General features: G+C 68.1%; 16 protein-coding genes. 10 read left to right on the top strand and 6 right to left on the bottom strand.

All coding sequences use genetic code 11. The features are described 5' to 3' along the window. Window positions 1–7: 7 nt before the first annotated feature. Window positions 8–565, top strand: coding sequence for a YqgE/AlgH family protein (locus ACFCV3_RS03965; protein WP_376025858.1), 558 nt, complete (start codon window positions 8–10; stop codon window positions 563–565). Between the two features lie 4 nt (window positions 566–569). On the opposite strand, the gene ACFCV3_RS03960 is transcribed toward ACFCV3_RS03965, so the two are convergent. Beyond that, complete coding sequence (locus ACFCV3_RS03960) at window positions 570–836, bottom strand: DUF3039 domain-containing protein (RefSeq protein ID WP_132405032.1); 267 nt, start codon at window positions 834–836, stop codon at window positions 570–572. Between the two features lie 164 nt (window positions 837–1,000). On the opposite strand from ACFCV3_RS03960, the gene ACFCV3_RS03955 reads away from it, so the two are divergent. The 3 genes from ACFCV3_RS03955 to ACFCV3_RS03945 all read left to right on the top strand — a co-directional run bounded on the left by ACFCV3_RS03955 (window position 1,001) and on the right by ACFCV3_RS03945 (window position 7,350). Continuing rightward, window positions 1,001–2,788, top strand: coding sequence for a DEAD/DEAH box helicase (locus ACFCV3_RS03955; protein WP_376026446.1), 1,788 nt, complete (start codon window positions 1,001–1,003; stop codon window positions 2,786–2,788). Between the two features lie 183 nt (window positions 2,789–2,971). Beyond that, on the top strand, window positions 2,972–6,322 hold the full coding sequence (locus ACFCV3_RS03950; RefSeq protein WP_376025857.1) for a CARDB domain-containing protein: 3,351 nt from the start codon (window positions 2,972–2,974) through the stop codon (window positions 6,320–6,322). A gap of 68 nt (window positions 6,323–6,390) precedes the next feature. Beyond that, window positions 6,391–7,350: an alpha/beta fold hydrolase gene (locus ACFCV3_RS03945; RefSeq protein ID WP_376025855.1), complete on the top strand. Its 960-nt coding sequence runs from the start codon at window positions 6,391–6,393 to the stop codon at window positions 7,348–7,350. A gap of 342 nt (window positions 7,351–7,692) precedes the next feature. On the opposite strand, the gene ACFCV3_RS03940 is transcribed toward ACFCV3_RS03945, so the two are convergent. Continuing rightward, a complete protein-coding gene (locus ACFCV3_RS03940; RefSeq protein ID WP_376025854.1) occupies window positions 7,693–8,523 on the bottom strand; it encodes a helix-turn-helix transcriptional regulator in 831 nt (276 codons plus the stop codon). 100 nt (window positions 8,524–8,623) lie between these two features. Here ACFCV3_RS03940 and ACFCV3_RS03935 point away from each other — a divergent pair, with 100 nt between their 5' ends. Further along, window positions 8,624–9,340, top strand: coding sequence for an SDR family oxidoreductase (locus ACFCV3_RS03935; RefSeq protein WP_376025852.1), 717 nt, complete (start codon window positions 8,624–8,626; stop codon window positions 9,338–9,340). Between the two features lie 4 nt (window positions 9,341–9,344). Here ACFCV3_RS03935 and ACFCV3_RS03930 read toward each other — a convergent pair whose 3' ends face one another. Further along, window positions 9,345–9,890: an NUDIX hydrolase family protein gene (locus ACFCV3_RS03930; RefSeq protein ID WP_376025851.1), complete on the bottom strand. Its 546-nt coding sequence runs from the start codon at window positions 9,888–9,890 to the stop codon at window positions 9,345–9,347. A 14-nt stretch (window positions 9,891–9,904) separates the two neighbouring features. Beyond that, the gene (locus tag ACFCV3_RS03925; RefSeq protein ID WP_376025849.1) at window positions 9,905–10,534 is read right to left on the bottom strand and encodes a helix-turn-helix domain-containing protein; all 630 of its coding nucleotides are present in this window, start codon (window positions 10,532–10,534) and stop codon (window positions 9,905–9,907) included. Window positions 10,535–10,634: 100 nt separating this feature from the next. Here ACFCV3_RS03925 and ACFCV3_RS03920 point away from each other — a divergent pair, with 100 nt between their 5' ends. Next, the gene (locus ACFCV3_RS03920; RefSeq protein ID WP_376025847.1) at window positions 10,635–11,375 is read left to right on the top strand and encodes a phytanoyl-CoA dioxygenase family protein; all 741 of its coding nucleotides are present in this window, start codon (window positions 10,635–10,637) and stop codon (window positions 11,373–11,375) included. An 11-nt stretch (window positions 11,376–11,386) separates the two neighbouring features. Then, the gene (locus ACFCV3_RS03915; protein ID WP_376025845.1) at window positions 11,387–12,619 is read left to right on the top strand and encodes an MFS transporter; all 1,233 of its coding nucleotides are present in this window, start codon (window positions 11,387–11,389) and stop codon (window positions 12,617–12,619) included. Here the strand turns inward: ACFCV3_RS03915 and ACFCV3_RS03910 are convergent. After that, window positions 12,616–13,356 carry a hypothetical protein gene (locus tag ACFCV3_RS03910; protein ID WP_376025843.1) on the bottom strand — a complete coding sequence of 247 codons (741 nt, stop codon included), beginning with the start codon at window positions 13,354–13,356 and terminating at the stop codon, window positions 12,616–12,618. The genes ACFCV3_RS03915 and ACFCV3_RS03910 overlap by 4 nt on opposite strands. Window positions 13,357–13,412: 56 nt before the next feature. Between ACFCV3_RS03910 and ACFCV3_RS03905 the strand changes: the two genes are divergently transcribed. After that, on the top strand, window positions 13,413–14,057 hold the full coding sequence (locus tag ACFCV3_RS03905; RefSeq protein WP_132409924.1) for an IclR family transcriptional regulator: 645 nt from the start codon (window positions 13,413–13,415) through the stop codon (window positions 14,055–14,057). Window positions 14,058–14,266: 209 nt separating this feature from the next. Here the strand turns inward: ACFCV3_RS03905 and ACFCV3_RS03900 are convergent, their stop codons facing one another. Continuing rightward, complete coding sequence (locus ACFCV3_RS03900; protein WP_376025841.1) at window positions 14,267–14,794, bottom strand: Lrp/AsnC family transcriptional regulator; 528 nt, start codon at window positions 14,792–14,794, stop codon at window positions 14,267–14,269. A gap of 96 nt (window positions 14,795–14,890) precedes the next feature. On the opposite strand from ACFCV3_RS03900, the gene hppD reads away from it, so the two are divergent. Continuing rightward, on the top strand, window positions 14,891–16,093 hold the full coding sequence (gene hppD / locus ACFCV3_RS03895) for a 4-hydroxyphenylpyruvate dioxygenase (RefSeq protein ID WP_376025840.1): 1,203 nt from the start codon (window positions 14,891–14,893) through the stop codon (window positions 16,091–16,093). A gap of 150 nt (window positions 16,094–16,243) precedes the next feature. After that, complete coding sequence (locus ACFCV3_RS03890; RefSeq protein WP_376025839.1) at window positions 16,244–16,717, top strand: hypothetical protein; 474 nt, start codon at window positions 16,244–16,246, stop codon at window positions 16,715–16,717. Window positions 16,718–16,730 lie beyond the last annotated feature (13 nt).

Genomic DNA, 16,730 nt, shown 5'->3' with positions numbered 1-16,730 from the left:
TGGGGGTATGACGGCCACGACCCTCACCGGCTCACTGCTGGTGGCGACCCCGTTGCTCGACGAGCCGCCGTTTCGCCGATCGGTGATCCTGCTGCTCGATCACGACGACGACGGCGCGCTCGGGGTGGTCTTGAACCGGTCGGCCGATCTCACCGTCGACCGGGTCCTCCCGGACTGGTCCGACACGGTCAACGAACCCGGTGTGCTCTTCATCGGCGGCCCGGTCGGCACCGACAGCGCGCTGGCCGTTGCCGAGGTCATCGAGTCCGCCGACCCGCCCGGCTGGCGTGAGTGCTTCGGCCGGATCGGGCTGGTCGATCTCGACGTACCGCCGGAGCTCCTGGCCGGGGCGATCCAGCGGATGCGGATCTTCGCCGGGTACGCCGGCTGGGCGTCGGGACAGCTCGAAGGTGAGATCACCGAAGGCGCGTGGTACGTCGTCGAGTCCGAACCCGACGACGTCTTCGGCCTCGACCCGGACACCCTCTGGCGCCGCGTCCTGCGCCGCCAGAACGACCAGCTGGCCTACCTGGCCACCTACCCGGACGACCCCACGCACAACTGAGCGGCTACTCGTCGCCCTTGCCGTCGCCGTCCCCGGGGTTCAGCGACTCCCAGATCTCCTTGCACTCCGGACAGACCGGAAACTTCTGCGGATCGCGACTGGGCACCCACACCTTGCCGCACAAGGCGACCACCGGCGTCCCCATCACCATCGCCTCGGTCAGCTTGTCCTTCGGCACATAGTGCGAGAACCGCTCGTGGTCCCCACCCTCCAGAGGCTGGGTCCGCTCATCGACAACGGTGTCCGCACCCGGACTCAACTGCGTGCTCATCCCCCGAGTGTAATCCGCCCCACCAGCCACAGGTACTTATCCACAGGTCAGACCCGACCGAAGGGGGTGTTGCCAGGGGCGGCGAATCTGTTCTGTCGGTGATGTCGGGTAACGTTCCTGTACGGCGTACTTGTCGTCGATTCGGGGGAGTTCCGCCTGTGGAAATGCACGTGCCTGGTGGATCGGGCGTGCTTCCTCCGGCCTATCCGGACCGTGCTGCTTGGGGTACCGCGAGCAAGCTGCGGGCCTGGCAGGCGGAGGCGCTCACGCAGTACATGGAGACCAATCCGCGCGATTTCCTGGCGGTCGCGACGCCGGGAGCCGGTAAGACGACGTTCGCGCTGACGGTCGCGGCCGAGCTGTTGCATCGGCGGGTGATCGACCGGATCACGGTGGTGACGCCGACCGAGCACCTGAAGGTGCAGTGGGCCGATGCGGCGGACAAGGCCGGGATCGCGATCGATCCTGCCTTCGCCGGGCGGCGCGGGAAGACGAACAAGGACTTCACCGGGGTCGCGGTCACGTATGCCGGGGTCGCGGTGAATCCGCTGGCGTTCCGGGTCCGGACCGAGCGGTTCAAGACGCTGGTGATCCTGGACGAGGTGCACCACGGTGGCGACGCGCTCAGCTGGGGTGAGGGAGTGCGGGAGGCGTTCGAGCCGGCCACCCGCCGGTTGTGCCTGACCGGTACGCCGTTCCGTAGCGACGACAACCCGATCCCGTTCGTCACGTACGAGCACGGGGCCGACGGGCACGCGCGGAGCAAGGCCGACTACACCTACGGCTACGGTCACGCGCTGCGCGACCACGTCGTACGGCCGGTGATCTTCATGTCGTACTCGGGTGAGATGCGGTGGCGGACCAAGGCCGGTGACGAGGTCGCGGCGCGGCTGGGTGAGCCGCTGACCAAGGATCTGACCGCGCAGGCGCTGCGGACCGCGCTCGACCCCACCGGCGAGTGGATGGGCGCCGTACTGGCGGCCGCGGACAAGCGGCTGACCGAGGTGCGGCGGCACATGCCGGATGCCGGTGGTCTGGTGATCTCCGGCGATCAGAACTCGGCCCGTGCCTACGCCAAGACCCTGCGCGAGATCACCGGGCAGGCGCCGACCGTCGTGCTGTCCGACGAGAAGGCCGCGAGCAAGAAGATCGCGAAGTTCTCCGAGGACGAGTCGCGGTGGATGGTCGCGGTCCGGATGGTGTCCGAAGGTGTCGACGTACCGCGGCTGGCGGTCGGGGTCTACGCGACGCCGACCTCGACGCCGCTGTTCTTCGCACAGGCGGTCGGGCGATTCGTGCGAGCGCGCAAGCGGGGTGAGACGGCGTCGGTGTTCGTCCCGTCGGTGACCCGGCTGCTGAGCTTCGCCGCCGAGATGGAGGTCGAGCGCGACCACGTCCTCGGCCGCAAGAACAACAACGAGGACGGCGACATCTTCGCCCTCGAGGACGACCTGCTGAAGAAGGCGAACGAGGCCGAGGGCGCCAGCGACGAGCTCGACGCGAAGTTCGAGGCGATCGGGTCGGATGCGAGCTTCGACCGGGTCGTCTTCGACGGCGGTGACTACGGGACGGGCGGCGATCAGGCATCTGACGAGGAGCTGGACTTCCTCGGGCTGCCAGGCCTGCTGGAGCCCGACCAGGTGCGCGACCTGTTGCGCAAGCGGCAGGCGAAGTCGATCGCCGCGCAGAAGCGGTCGCAACGCGGTTCCGGTGACGAGCGCGAGGATCCGACTCCGACCGAGCTCGCCACCCACGAGCAGATCTCCCTGCTGCGCCGCGAGCTCAACGGTCTGGTCGCCGCCTGGCACCACCGCACCGGCCAGCCGCACGGCGTCATCCACAACGACCTGCGCCGCAAACTGGGCGGTCCGGCCGCCGCCCAGGCCTCCTCCACGCAGCTGAAGGAGCGCATCGAGCTCATCCGCGACTGGGCGAGCCAGCGCCGAGCCTGACCTCGTTCGACTAACGCCCCACCCGGGTTCCGGGTGGGGCGTTTTTGCGTGCGCGAGCTGTTGACCTTCCGGACGAGGTGCTGCAACATGCGACTACCGTCGTGCAAGAAATTGGCAAGGTATTGAAAATTTCAGATCACACGGTGCTGTCCGTCTATCCGCCCTCTGACGGAGGAGCCCTTTATGCAAGGGAAGAAGAGTCCTGTCCGCCGGATCCTGACCGGGGTGCTGGTGGCGGTGGTGGTCGCAGTGGGTCTGGTGCCCGCTGCGACCGCGGCCGTGACCGCGAACCTCGCCAAGACCTTGTCATCCAGCAGTTCGGTCGGGGGATACCCCAGCACCAACGCCGGTGACGGCAACCAGAACACGTACTGGGAGAGTGCCAATAACGCGTTCCCACAGTGGATCCAGGCCGACCTGGGCTCCACCACGGACGTCAACCAGATCACCCTGAAGCTCCCCAGCGGCTGGGGTGCCCGCACCCAGACCCTGTCGATCCAGGGCAGCACGAACGGAACGACGTACGGCACGATCGTCACCGGTACGGCGTACAACTTCGGCGCCGGCAATGTCGTCACGATCGACTTCGGTACCACCGCGGCGCGCTACGTCCGGCTGAACTTCACCGCGAACACGGGCTGGCCGGCCGCCCAGCTGTCGGAGTTCGACCTGGCCGGACCTGGTGGCGGGCCCGTCGAACCCCCGACCGGTACGGATCTCGCGGCGAACAAGCCGATCGAGGCCTCCAGCGCGGTCTTCAACTTCGTCGCCACGAACGCGAACGACGGCAACGTCGGCACCTACTGGGAGTCGAACGGCTTCCCGTCGACCCTGACCGCCAAGCTCGGTGCGAACGCCGACCTCAGCTCCGTGGTCGTCAAACTCAACCCCGACTCCGTCTGGGGCCCACGCACGCAGAGCATCGAGGTGCTCGGCCGTGAGCAGTCGGCGACCGCCTTCACCTCGATCAAGGCGCGCGCCGACTACCAGTTCAATCCGAACAGCGGTGCCAACACGATCACGATCCCGGTCACCGGCCGGTACGCCGACGTACGGCTGCAGGTCTTCTCGAACACCGGCGCCCCCGGCGGCCAGGTCGCGGAGTTGCAGGTCTTCGGTGCCGCGGCCCCGAACCCGGACCTCACCGTCACCGCGGTCGACTGGTCCCCGGCCAGCCCGTCCGAGACCACGCCGATCACACTCTCGGCCACGGTCAAGAACTCCGGTACGGCGGCCGCGCCCGCCAGCAGCCTGAACTTCCTGCTCGGCGGCTCCGTCGCCGGTACGGCGTCCGTCGGCGCACTCGCCGCCGGAGCCTCGGCCACGGTCACGGCCAACGTCGGAACCAAGCCCCAGGGCAGCTACACCGTCGCAGCGGTCGCCGACGCCGGCAACGCGGTCACGGAGCAGAGCGAAACCAACAACACGCTCCAGGCCACCAGCCAGCTCCAGGTCGCCCAGGCCCCCGGCCCGGACCTCCTGATCACCGGCATCACCTCAACCCCGTCGGACCCGGCACCGGGTACCGCGGTCTCCTTCACAGTTGCCGTGAACAACCGCGGTACGACGGCCGCCGGCGCCAGCACGACCCGCGTGGTGGTCGGCTCGACGACGTTGAGCGGTGCAACCGGAACGATCGCGGCCGGCGCCACGGCGAACGTCGCGATCTCGGGCACCTGGACCGCGGTGAACGGCGGCGCGAACCTGGTCGCCACAGCCGACTCTGGGAGCACGGTCGCCGAGACCAACGAGAACAACAACACGTTCACCAAGGCGATCGTGGTCGGCCGCGGCGCCGCCGTACCGTACACGTCGTACGAGGCGGAGGCAGCGGCGTACACGGGTGCACTCCTGACCACGGACCCGCTGCGCACCTTCGGTCACACCAACTTCGCCACCGAGTCGTCGGGCCGCTCGTCGGTCCGGCTCAATTCGACCGGTCAGTACGTCGAGTTCACCTCGACCGTGCAGACCAACTCGATCGTGGTCCGCAACTCGATCCCGGACTCGGCCAACGGGCAGGGGATCGACGCCACGATCAGTCTGTACGTGAACGGAACGTTCAAGCAGAAGCTGAACCTGTCCTCGCACTACAGCTGGCTCTACGGCAACAGCGACGGCCCCGAGGCGCTGACCAACACCCCGGGCGGCGACGCCCGCCGGCTCTTCGACGAATCGCATGCCCTGCTCGGTACGTCGTACCCGGCCGGAACGAAGTTCAAGTTGCAGCGCGACTCCGGCGACACGGCGTCGTACTACATCGTCGACTCGATCGACCTCGAGCAGGTCGCCCCCGCCCTCTCGCAGCCGGCCGGCTGTACGTCGATCACCCAGTACGGCGCGGTGCCCGGCGACGGGATCGATGACGCGGACGCGATCCAGCGTGCGGTCACCGACGACCAGAACGGCGTGATCAGCTGCGTCTGGATCCCGGCCGGGCAGTGGCGGCAGGAGAAGAAGATCCTCACCGACGACCCGCTGAACCGGGGTCAGTTCAACCAGGTGGGGATCAGCAACACCACGATCCGCGGTGCGGGGATGTGGTACTCGCAGCTCTACTCGACCATCGAGCCGCAGAACGCGGGCGGGATCAACCACCCGCACGAAGGCAACTTCGGCTTCGACATCGACAAGAACGTGCAACTGTCGGACATCGCGATCTTCGGCTCCGGCCGGATCCGCGGCGGTGACGGCAACGCCGAAGGTGGCGTCGCGCTGAACGGCCGGTTCGGGACCGGGACGAAGATCAGCAACGTCTGGATCGAGCACGCGAACGTCGGCGCCTGGGTCGGCCGCGACTTCGACAACATCCCCGAGCTGTGGGGTCCGGGTGACGGGCTCGAGTTCTCCGGGATGCGGATCCGCAACACCTATGCCGACGGCATCAACTTCGCCAACGGCACCCGCAACTCCAAGGTGTTCAACTCGTCGTTCCGGACCACCGGTGACGACGCGCTGGCGGTGTGGGCGAGCAAGTACGTCAAGGATCAGTCGATCGACATCGGCCACGACAACTCGTTCACCAACAACACCGTCGCGCTGCCGTGGCGCGCCAACGGCATCGCGATCTACGGCGGGTACGGCAACAAGATCGAGAACAACCTGATCTACGACACGATGAACTACCCCGGCATCATGCTGGCCACCGACCACGACCCACTGCCGTTCTCGGGGACCACGCTGATCGCCAACAACGCGCTCTACCGCTGCGGCGGTGCCTTCTGGAACGAGGACCAGGAGTTCGGCGCGATCACGTTGTTCCCGTCGAATCTGCCGATCCCCGGTGTCACGATCCGCGACACCGAGATCCACGACTCGACGTACGACGGAATCCAGTTCAAGACCGGCGGCGGTGAGATGCCGAACGTGCAGCTCACCAACATCCGGATCGACAAGTCCAACAACGGTTCCGGCATCCTCGCGATGGGCGGCGCCCGCGGCAGCGCCACCCTGACCAACGTCGTCGTCACGAACTCCCGCGACGGTGACATCGTCAAGGAGCCCGGTTCCACCTTCACCTTCACCGGGCAGTAACGCTCTCCGGCCTCGCACCCTGCTGCCCCAGGGTGCGAGGCCCTTGAGCCGTCCGACAAACTTGACCCGTGAAGCGGCTCGTGCGAGTACTGCGGCGAATCTTCGTCGTACTGGTGGCCATCTGGCTCGTGATCACCGGAGCGTCCTTGACCTACAACTTCGCCACCCGGGAACGCGCTGAACCGCCACCTGGACTGCGGTTCGTCCAGACCGCGGACCTGCAGACCCGATACGACTCCTGGGGTACGACGGGGACTCCGATCGTGCTCGTCCACGGCGCAGCCGAGTCGGTGGAATCGTGGTCCGCACTGGTGCCCGTGCTGGCCCGCACGCATCGCGTCTACGCGTACGACATCACCGGCTACGGCTACAGCGAACGCAAAGCGCCGTACACGATCGAGCACCTGGCCGCCCAGCTACTCGGCTTCATCGACGCGATGAAACTCACCAAGCCCGTCCTGGTCGGCCACTCCCTGGGCGCCGGCGTAGTCGCCGAAGCAGCCCTCGAACAGCCCGCCAAGGTCGGCGGCATCATGTTCCTCGACGGCGACGGCCTCCCCATCCCCGGCGGCGGCCCACCCCGAGCCGTAGTCGACACCCTCATCGTCGACCCCTACCGAACCAGCGCCCTCCGCCTGGTCCTTGGCTCCGACAGCCTCATCCGCAACATCTACAACGACGCCTGCGCGGATCGCTGCGCCCCACTCACCCACGACGAGATCCAGGTCTGGACCCGCCCCTTCCGCCAAGAGGGCGCCGAGAAAGCGTTGTGGCAAATGGTCGGCCGCGACTTCCCCTCAGTCCAACCCGAGCGCCTGGCCCTCCTCAAGAACTCCCCAGTCGCCAAAGCAGTCCTCTTCGGTGCCCTCGACAACCAAGGCGGCTCCGCCGAGCAAACAGCCACCCGAGTAGGCGCACCCCCACCCACAATCCTCCCCAACCAAGGCCACCTAACCCTCATCTCAGCCCCCGTTGAAGTAGCCGCCGCCATCGAAGAACTCGCAGCCCGCAGCCAACCCACGCGGTAGTCAAGCCCTCGCGGCGGCTGCCGGGGGCTGCGGTGGTCCTGTCGGTCCGTGTCGGGAAGGACACGTAGTAGTCGGTTCGAGGGCGTTCCGACGCAGACGGCCAAGCGTGAGACGCGCCGTGGGCGACGAGTACTACGTGTCGTTACCGACGAAGCGGCGTCAACCTTGAGCCTGCGTGGAACGGCGGGACGGGCGCGGAGAGATGCCACCGTCCGTGCGGAAGACGGCTGAGGACAGGGCGCCGGCCGACGATCACGCTCGGCTGGGAGTACCTGCCGGGGCCGCATCCTCCCGTCGTCACCCCATCCCGATCCGGCCCGCCGCACTCCGCCGCGTGGGGGATCAAGCGAGGGACTGAGTGCCGATGACGTCTAACAGGCGGAGGGCTTGGTCTGAGGGGGAGCCGGGGTCGGCTGTGTAGAGGACTACTCGTTGGTCTCGATCGGGGACTACGAGGACTTCGCAGATGACGTCGATGCGGCCGACTTCGGGGTGCAGGATGGTTTGGCAGAGGGTTTGCTGGCGGGCTACCTCGTGGTGCGACCAGAGGGCGGCGAATTCGGGGCTGCCTGCCAACAGATCGGCGATCAAACCACCTACCCCGGGGTCGTCGGGGTAGGTGGCGGAGGCGGCGCGGAGGTCGGCGGCGGCTTCGCGGGCGAACTCGCGGGTGGCTTCGGGGCTGAAGTGCGACTGGTCGCCGTGCAGGAAGCGTTGGCGCAGGAGGTTGCGTTCGCGGGGTGGGAGGGCGGAGAAGTCGGTGAGGAGGGCGGCGGCCTGGCGGTTCCAGGCCAGTACGTCGTACTTCGCGTCGAGGACGATTGCGGGGAGGTCCAGGCGGGCGATCATGCGGAGGATGCCGTCGCGGACGTCGGAGGGTGGGCCTGGGGGTGGGCCGGGTTGTTCGCCGGCCAGGCGGAAGAGGTGGGCTCGTTCGGCGTCGCTCAACCGCAACGCTCGGGCCAGGCCGGTGAGGACCGGGCGGGACGGGCGCGGGGCGCGGGCCTGCTCCAGGCGGGTGTAGTAGTCGGTGGACATGGTGGCGAGGGTGGCGACCTCTTCACGGCGGAGGCCCGGCGTACGGCGGCGGAGGCCGGCGGGTAGGCCGACATCGGCGGGCGTCAGGCGCTCTCGCCGTACCCGGAGGAACTCGGCCAGCTGTGTTCGGTCCACGCGTCCATGGTTGCAGGCGGCGGGAACGCCAGGCAGGGACTGCCGATCCCAGGCTCGGCTCGCTCTGCCACGCCCGGCGTCCCGGCACCAGCCTGGGGCCATGACTGAGAAGAAGATTGCGCTTGTCACGGGCGCCAACAAGGGCATCGGCAAGGAGATCGCACGGCAGCTCGGGGAGGCCGGCTACCAGGTGCTCCTCGGATCGCGCGACCTGGGCCGCGGCGAGGAAGCAGCCAAGGACCTCGCCGGTACGACGGCCATCCAGCTCGACGTGACTGACCCGGAGTCGGTGCGGGCGGCCGCGGACCGGATCGCGGCCGAGTACGGGCGACTGGACGTGCTGATCAACAACGCGGCGATCATCCCGGCCGGGGACACCGCGGTGTCGGAGGTGGCGAGCGACGTACTGCGGGACGGGTTCGAGACGAATGTGGTCGGACTGGTCGCGGTGACGCAGGCCATGCTGCCGCTCCTGCGGAAGGCCGAGCAGGCGCGGGTGGTGAACCTGTCCACCGGACTGGCTTCGTTCACGCTGGTCGGCGATCCGGATTCGCCGATGTCGACTCTGCGGATCGTCGGCTACAACGCGACCAAGGCAGCGGTGAACATGGTCACCGTCATGCTCGCCAACGAACTCCGCGGCACCGGCATCCTCGTCAACGCCGCCGACCCCGGCAACTGCGCCACCGACATGGGTGGCTGGGACGCCGCCCGCACCCCGGCCCAGGGCGCTGCGGTGGCGGTTCGGTTGGCCACCCTCGACACCGACGGACCCACCGGCCAGGTGCACGCCGAGGAAGGCCAACTCCCGTGGTAGATCGCTAGATAAGGACGCCGGACCAGGCGAGGGCTTGCTTCAGCAACTGGCCGCGGCCGCCTTCGAGGTCGGCCAGGAGAGAGGGGGCCAGGGCCTCTTCGGGGGTCAGCCAGGTGAGTTCGAGGGCGTCCTGGCGGGGGTTGCACTCGCCGGTGACCGGGACGACGTAGACGAGGGCCACGGCGTGCTGGCGGGGGTCGTGCAGGGGAGTGAAGCCGGGGAGCGGGAAGTACTCGGCGACGGTGAACGGGACCGGACTGACCGGGAGGCGCGGGAAGGCGGCGGGGCCGAGGTCCTTCTCGATGTTGCGCTGGAGGGCGTCGCGGATGGTCTCGCCGTGGAAGACGCGGCCCGAGACCAGGGTCCGGACGATCTGGTTGGTCTGGGTCGAACCGCGGAGCAGGACGCCGACGTGCTCGATGTTTCCGGACGAGTCGACGCGGGCCGGGACGGCCTCGACGTACAGGATCGGGACCCGGGAACGGGTCTCCTGCAGGGCCAGATCGGACAGCCAGCCGGGGTTCGGGTCAGGCGTACGCACAGAAGTCACAGGGACATCTTGTCCTAGGGCCGAAATGCCTCTCGGTAGCGGGTTGGACTCAGACCGAAATGGGCGCGGAAGCGGCGGGTGGCGTGGCTCGGGTCGGGCCAGCCGACGAGGGTGCCGATGGTGGCGATCGGGAGCTCGGTCTCGATCAGCAGGCCGGCGGCGCGCTCGGCGCGGAGGCGCTGCAGGTAGGCCATCGGGGACACCGCGATGGCCCGCCCGAAGAGGCGGACGAGGTAGCCGGGGGCAAGGTTCACGGCGGCGGCGAGGTGGTCGAGGGTCCAGGCCGCGGCGAGGTCGGACTCCAGTAACCGCATCGCATGCTGTACGGCGGGGTGCGCTGCCGCGGGCGAGGTCGCGCCGGAGAGCAGCCCGAAGACGTCGGTCCCGAGATAAGCGTTGCGGACGACCAACCCGGAGCACTCCGAGTACCCGTGCCACTGCCCAGGCCGCAGTACGACGATCGACCCGGCCGACAGCTCGCGCGACCCATCGGCTGACACATGGACGGCGGTGCCGGCGACCACCACCGCGATCTCGAAGAACGCGTGGCTGTGCGGTGCGACGTCAGCGTTCACCTCGAGCAGTTCCTCGGCGACGGGCAGCCGGGGGTCTCCGAAGACGTCACTGCTCAGAATCTTGTGCATGAGGTCAATTCCAGTCAAGGAGTGGTCAACAGTCGTCTGGTCGCCGGTTCCGCTGTACGACGAGGCTGGATGCACCAGCTGCCAAATTCAAGGAGCCGTGATGATCGACGACAAGTCAATTTCTGCCTACCGCCGGGACGGCGTGGTCCGGATCCGCAACGTCATCACCCCCGAGGAGGCGGCGAAGTTCCGCGACGCAGCCCTCGAGGAGAGCAGCAGGGCGAGTGACTACGCCCCCGGCTCTGCGATCTTCAACCAGTACGTCAACGTGTGGCAGCAGAACGACGTACTGCGTGAGCTGACCCTGCATCCGCGGGTCGCTGCGGCTGCGACTGCGCTCGCCGGAGTGCCGCTCCGAATTTGGCATGACCACCTGCTGATCAAACCGCCGCACAACGGGGCGGCGACCGAGTTCCACCAGGACGCGCCGTACTGGCCGCACAGCGGTTCGCGGCAGTCGCTGTCGGCGTGGATCGCGCTGGTCGACGTACCGGTCGAGCGCGGTTGTATGACGTTCATCCCGGGCTCGCACGACCACCAAGGACTGCGTGCCCAGGACCTCGCGGATCGCGACGACCTGTTCCGTGTCGCACCCGATCTGCGGTGGGAGGAACGGCTGACGATCCCTCTGAAGGCCGGCGACTGCACCTTCCACAACGCCTACCTCGCGCACTCCGCGACCCCCAACCTCACCGACGACCCGCGGATCGCGCACGTGACGATCTACGTCGACGCGGAGACGACGTACACAGGTGGCGGGCATGTCGTCACCGATGGTCTCGGTCTCACCGCAGGTCAATCGTTGGAGCACGCGAACTTCCCCGAGGTCGGCATGACATAAAGTGCGGATTCGTGCCGCTTCTCACCGACATCCGACCGCTCCGGGAGTCCGCCGATTTCCGCCGGTTGTGGATCGGGTCGACGGTGTCGCAGCTCGGTCAGCAGATGACCGCGGTGACCGTGTCGATCCAGGTGTACGCGCTCACGCACTCGACGTTCGCGGTCGGGCTGGTCGGCCTGTGCTCACTCGTGCCGCTGGTCGTCTTCGGCCTGTACGGCGGCGCGATGGCCGACGCGATCGACCGCCGGATGCTCGCGCTGTTCTCGTCGGGCGGTCTCTGGCTGCTGTCGATGGTCCTCGTCGTCCAGTCCCAGCTGCACTGGAACCAGACCTGGGTCCTGTACGGCGTCGTCGCCTGCCAGTCGGCGTGTTTCGCGGTGAACAACCCGGCGCGGGCGGCGATCATCCCGAGGCTGATCCGGCCGGAGCTGCTGCCGGCCGCGAACACGCTCAGCCAGGCCGCGTTCAACCTGGGCTTCACCGCCGGACCGCTGATCGGTGCGGCGGTGATCGCCTGGCACGGCTTCGCGGCGGCGTACCTGGTCGACGTGATCACGTTCACGGCGGCGCTCTACGCGCTGTTCCGGCTGCCGCCGGTGCCGCCGACCGGGCTGGTACGGCGGGCCGGGCTGCGGTCGGTCCTTGAGGGGTTCACGTTCCTGCGTGCCGCGCCGGCCCTGCTGGCGACGTTCCTCGCGGACATCCTGGCGATGGTGTTCGCGCAGCCGCGGGCGCTGTTCCCGGCGGTCGCGGGCGGGTTCTTCGCCGGGGGAGTGCGGACAGTCGGATTGCTCCAGGCGGCGCCGGCGATCGGCGCGCTGATCGGGGTGCTGTTCTCCGGCTGGGTGACGCGGGTCCGGCGGCAGGGGGTCGCGATCGTGGTCGCGATCACGGTGTACGCGACGGCCGTCGGCTTGTTCGGCCTGGCCCGAACGATCTGGCTGGGGGTCGCGCTGCTCGCGTTGTCGGGGGCGGCCGACATGGTCAGCTCGGCGTACCGGAACACCGTGCTGCAGTCGGCGGCGCCGGACGCGATGCGCGGGCGGCTGCAGGGTGTCTTCATCGTGGTCGTGGCCGGTGGGCCGCGCCTCGGAGACTTCGTCGCCGGTACGTCGGCCTCCCTCACCACCCCGACCATCGCCCTGCTCGGCGGCGCCGCGGTCTGCATCGTCGGCCTGCTCATCCTGCTGGCCCGCAACCGCCCGTTCCGCGTCTACGACTCCGAGGTCCGAGCCCTCAGTTAACCGCCGGTGACGAGCTTGCCGAGGACCTTGGGCCAGGAGGCGGCGTCCGGGTTGATGCGTTGCAGTTCCTTGTCCCCGACGGTGACGATCTTGCGGGTGCCGAGCGGCTGCTTGAGCTTGACCGGGGTCAGCGACACATGGTTCGCCGGCGGGCACGGCGTGTCGGCGTCGATCACGGCCGTGATCTGGTCGTCGTCCTCTTCGACCTTGAGATCCATCGCGCACTCGATCGACGTACCGAACAGCAGTGTGTCGTTCTCGTACTTCGGTGGGTTCTGGATCCAGCGCAGGTATTTCGGGTTCTTCTTCTCCACCACCTGGTAGACGGTGACCGGCTGGGGCTTGTCCTCGGTCGCAATGCCGGCGCCGTCACCGATGAACGTCCCGAAGATCATCGAGATGCACGGGTCCTCGGCGGGCTTGCCGTCGATGGCGCCGAACGCCTGGGCGGCGGTGTAGCAGCCGTTGGACTCGCGGTTCAGGCTGACGTTGAAGCCGACCAGCGCGAGCGCGCCGACCACCAGCAGCGCGGCCAGCCGCCGCCGCGACTTGATCTGCTGCGCCCCGAGCGTCCCGGCCGGCTGCCCGGCGTCGGCCTGGTCGTCCTCCGGGTACTGACGGAACAGGTTCAGCACCGTCTTGGTCCACTGCGGATTGATCAGCGTGGGAATCGCGTAGAGCAGGATCAGCCCGACGATGACGGCGATGGCGGGGAGGAGCGCCCAGTAATTTCGCACGTCAGCAAGATACGGGGTCGACGGGTTCCTCAGGTAAAAGCGGATAGGCTTCTCAGGTGCCCGCAGAGACCTCCCAGACGCTCGACCGGGGACTCACCGTCCTCGAGTTGCTCGCGGACGCGCCGGACGGTCTCTCGATCACCGAGTTGGCCGCGGCGCTGCGGGTCAGCCGGACGGTCGTCTACCGCCTGGTGAACACCCTCGAGCTGCACCGGCTGGTGCGCCGCGACAGCGAGGGCCGGGCCCGGCTCGGTCTCGCCGTCCTGCACTACAGCCGCCGAGTGCAGCCCACGCTCCGTGACGCCGCCCTCCCGGTCCTCCGCTCACTGGCCGAAGACACCGGCGCCACCGCGCACCTGACGGTCGCAGACGGTGACGAGGCCCTGGCCATCGCAGTCATCGAGCCCTCCTGGACCGACTTCCACGTCTCCTACCGGATGGGCTCCCGGCACGCCCTCGACCAGGGCGCCGCCGGCAAGGCAATCCTGGCCGGCCGCCGTAAACCCGACCCCGCCGGCCGCCCCTTCGTCGTCACCTCCGGCGAACTCCAGGCCGGCGCCCAAGGCGTCTCCTCGCCGGTCCTCGGCGTACCAGGCGTCGAAGCCTCCATCGGCGTGGTCGTCCTCGGCAAACTCGACCGCGACTTCGTCGGCCCCCGAGTAGCCCGAGCCGCCGTAGAAGTAGCCAAACGCCTCGCCTGACCCACCCGCCGTACCCCGCCACACCACCCCGCCGTACTCCCGCGTCTCCGCAGGCCCGCCTTTGCTCGCCTGCCCCGGGTGCATTTGAACGGATATCCGTCCGTGTTGCCCCTGCTCAGCTCGTATACGGCGAGAGAAGGGGCAACACCAACTGATATCCGTTGGTGTTGCCAGGGGCGGGGGCGGGCGTTCTTGGCGTGGGGTGCGGGTTAGGCGGGGCGGGTGGCGGCCTGGACCAGGGGGAGGACGCGGTGGGGGATTTGTTCGGCCAGGGCGATGACGGTGCTGGCTCGTTGGATGCCGCGGACTTTGACGACCTGGTCGATGACTCGTTGGAGGTCGGCGTTGGAGCGGGCGACGATGCGGCACCAGAGGTCCTCGGCGCCGGTGATGGTGTGGACCTCGAGGACTTCGGGGATGCGGGCGAGGGCGGCGGCGACGCCGGCGTGGCCGGAGCCTTGCTCGATCTGGAGGGTGGCGAAGGCGGTCACCGGGTAGCCGATGGCGGTGGTGTCGATGTCGGGGCCCCAGCCGCGGACGACGCCGTCGCGGTGCAGGTGGTCGAGGCGGGCCTGGACGGTACCGCGGGCGACGCCGAGCCGGCGGGACGCCTCCAGTACGCCGACCCGTGGCTCGGCCGCGAACAGCTCCAGGATCCGGGCATCCAGTGCATCCACCGACATGACGCCTCCCGCGATGGTCAGACTGACCAAATAGTCCAGCAGAGTCACCAGCATACTGCGCAAACTGACCAGTGAAACAAGGAACTGTTGCGCAACCTGCATGCCGACTACCAGGCTCGGCGTACTGATCCGATTCTGGAGGAGCCACCGATGACCAGCACCGACCTCACCCCCGCAGAGCTCGACGCCGATCTCGACCTCGACCAGCTCAAGCAGCTCGTCGGCCTGGTGCCGTACGACGAGAGCACCGACCCGTTCCCGGTGACCGCGATGGACGCCGTGGTGTTCGTCGTCGGCAACGCCACCCAGACCGCGAAGTACTACCAGCTCGCCTTCGGGATGGACCTGGTCGCCTACTCCGGTCCGGAGCACGGCAACAAGGACCACAAGGCGTTCGTGCTCAAGGCCGGATCGGGCCGGTTCGTCATCACCGGCGGCGTCGCCCCGGACAGCCCGCTGAACGACCACCACCGCAAGCACGGTGACGGTGTCTCCGACATCGCGCTCGAGGTGCCGGACGTGGACAAGTGCATCAAGCACGCCCGCGAGCAGGGTGCGACCGTGCTCGAGGAGCCGAACGACATCAGCGACGAGCACGGCACGGTCCGCCGGGCGGCCATCGCGGCGTACGGCGACACCCGGCACACGCTGATCGACCGCAGCAACTACCACGGCCCGTACCTGCCCGGGTTCGTCGCGGCCGAGACCCAGGTGCAGCGCCCGGAGGGCCACCCGAAGCGGTTGTTCCAGGCCATCGACCACGTGGTCGGCAATGTCGAGCTCGGCCTGATGGACGAGTGGGTCACCTTCTACAACAAGGTGATGGGCTTCGTGAACATGGCCGAGTTCGTCGGCGACGACATCGCCACCGACTACTCGGCGCTGATGAGCAAGGTGGTGGCCAACGGCAACCACCGGGTCAAGTTCCCGCTGAACGAGCCGGCCATCGCGAAGAAGAAGTCGCAGATCGACGAGTTCCTGGAGTTCTACGACGGCCCCGGCGCGCAGCACATCGCCCTGGCCACCAACGACATCCTGCGCACCGTGGACATCATGCGGGCCAACGGCGTCGAGTTCCTGGCCACGCCGGACTCGTACTACGAGGACCCGGCGCTGCGCGAGCGGATCGGTCACGTGCGGGCGCCGATCGAGGAACTGCAGAAGCGCAAGATCCTGGTCGACCGCGACGAGGACGGGTACCTGCTGCAGATCTTCATGAAGCCGCTCGGCGACCGGCCGACGGTCTTCTACGAACTGATCGAGCGGCACGGCTCGCTGGGCTTCGGCAAGGGCAACTTCAAGGCCCTGTTCGAGGCGATCGAGCGCGAGCAGGAGCGTCGCGGCAACCTGTAATCGCTTGCCACTGGCAACGGGCGGCGGCGAAACACCGCGTGTACGGCGTGTCGCCGTCCGATTACCGGAATGACTGTTGAGGCAGGGGTTGTTGGCGTAGTGTGCGTTCCTGAACGCGCGTCGGGGCGTGTGTTCAGGAAGGGTTTCATCATGAGGACTCTGGGCATTCTGCTCAGCACCGCCGGCCTGGCCGGGGTGGGCGCGATCGCGCTCGCCGTGGCGCCGGCCCAGGCAGCCGAAGCCGCTGCTTGTTCGGGTGCACGATCCATTTCGTCCGCGCAGATGCTGCGTGATCACCGTCCGCCGAGCTGGGGCTCGGTCCGGTTGATGCGCGACAACTGCTCGCAGTACTGGGCCGAGGTCGTGATGGATTCACGACTGCCCGCCAACGCCAGGGCCAACGCGTTCCTGGTGCAGTACGGCGGCTCCAACAACGGCCGCGTGCTCAGCTGCAACAGCAGTGGTGGCAACGGCCAGATCGTCCAGGGCCAGCGCACCTGTCGCACGCCCAAGGTGCGGGCCACCAACAACAACATCAGTTTCGCCGCCATCGGGCGCGAGTATCACAACTACGGCGGCGGCTACGAGGAGATCTCGGAGAACGCCACCGCCAAGGCCCGCTGAAAATCAGGACACG

Origin of the sequence: Kribbella sp. NPDC056345 (assembly GCF_042262745.1) — a bacterium.
In the GTDB taxonomy this organism is placed as follows: domain Bacteria; phylum Actinomycetota; class Actinomycetes; order Propionibacteriales; family Kribbellaceae; genus Kribbella.
The sequence above is the reverse complement of the archived record's forward strand: the minus strand, read 5'-3'. Positions and strand labels throughout refer to the sequence as shown.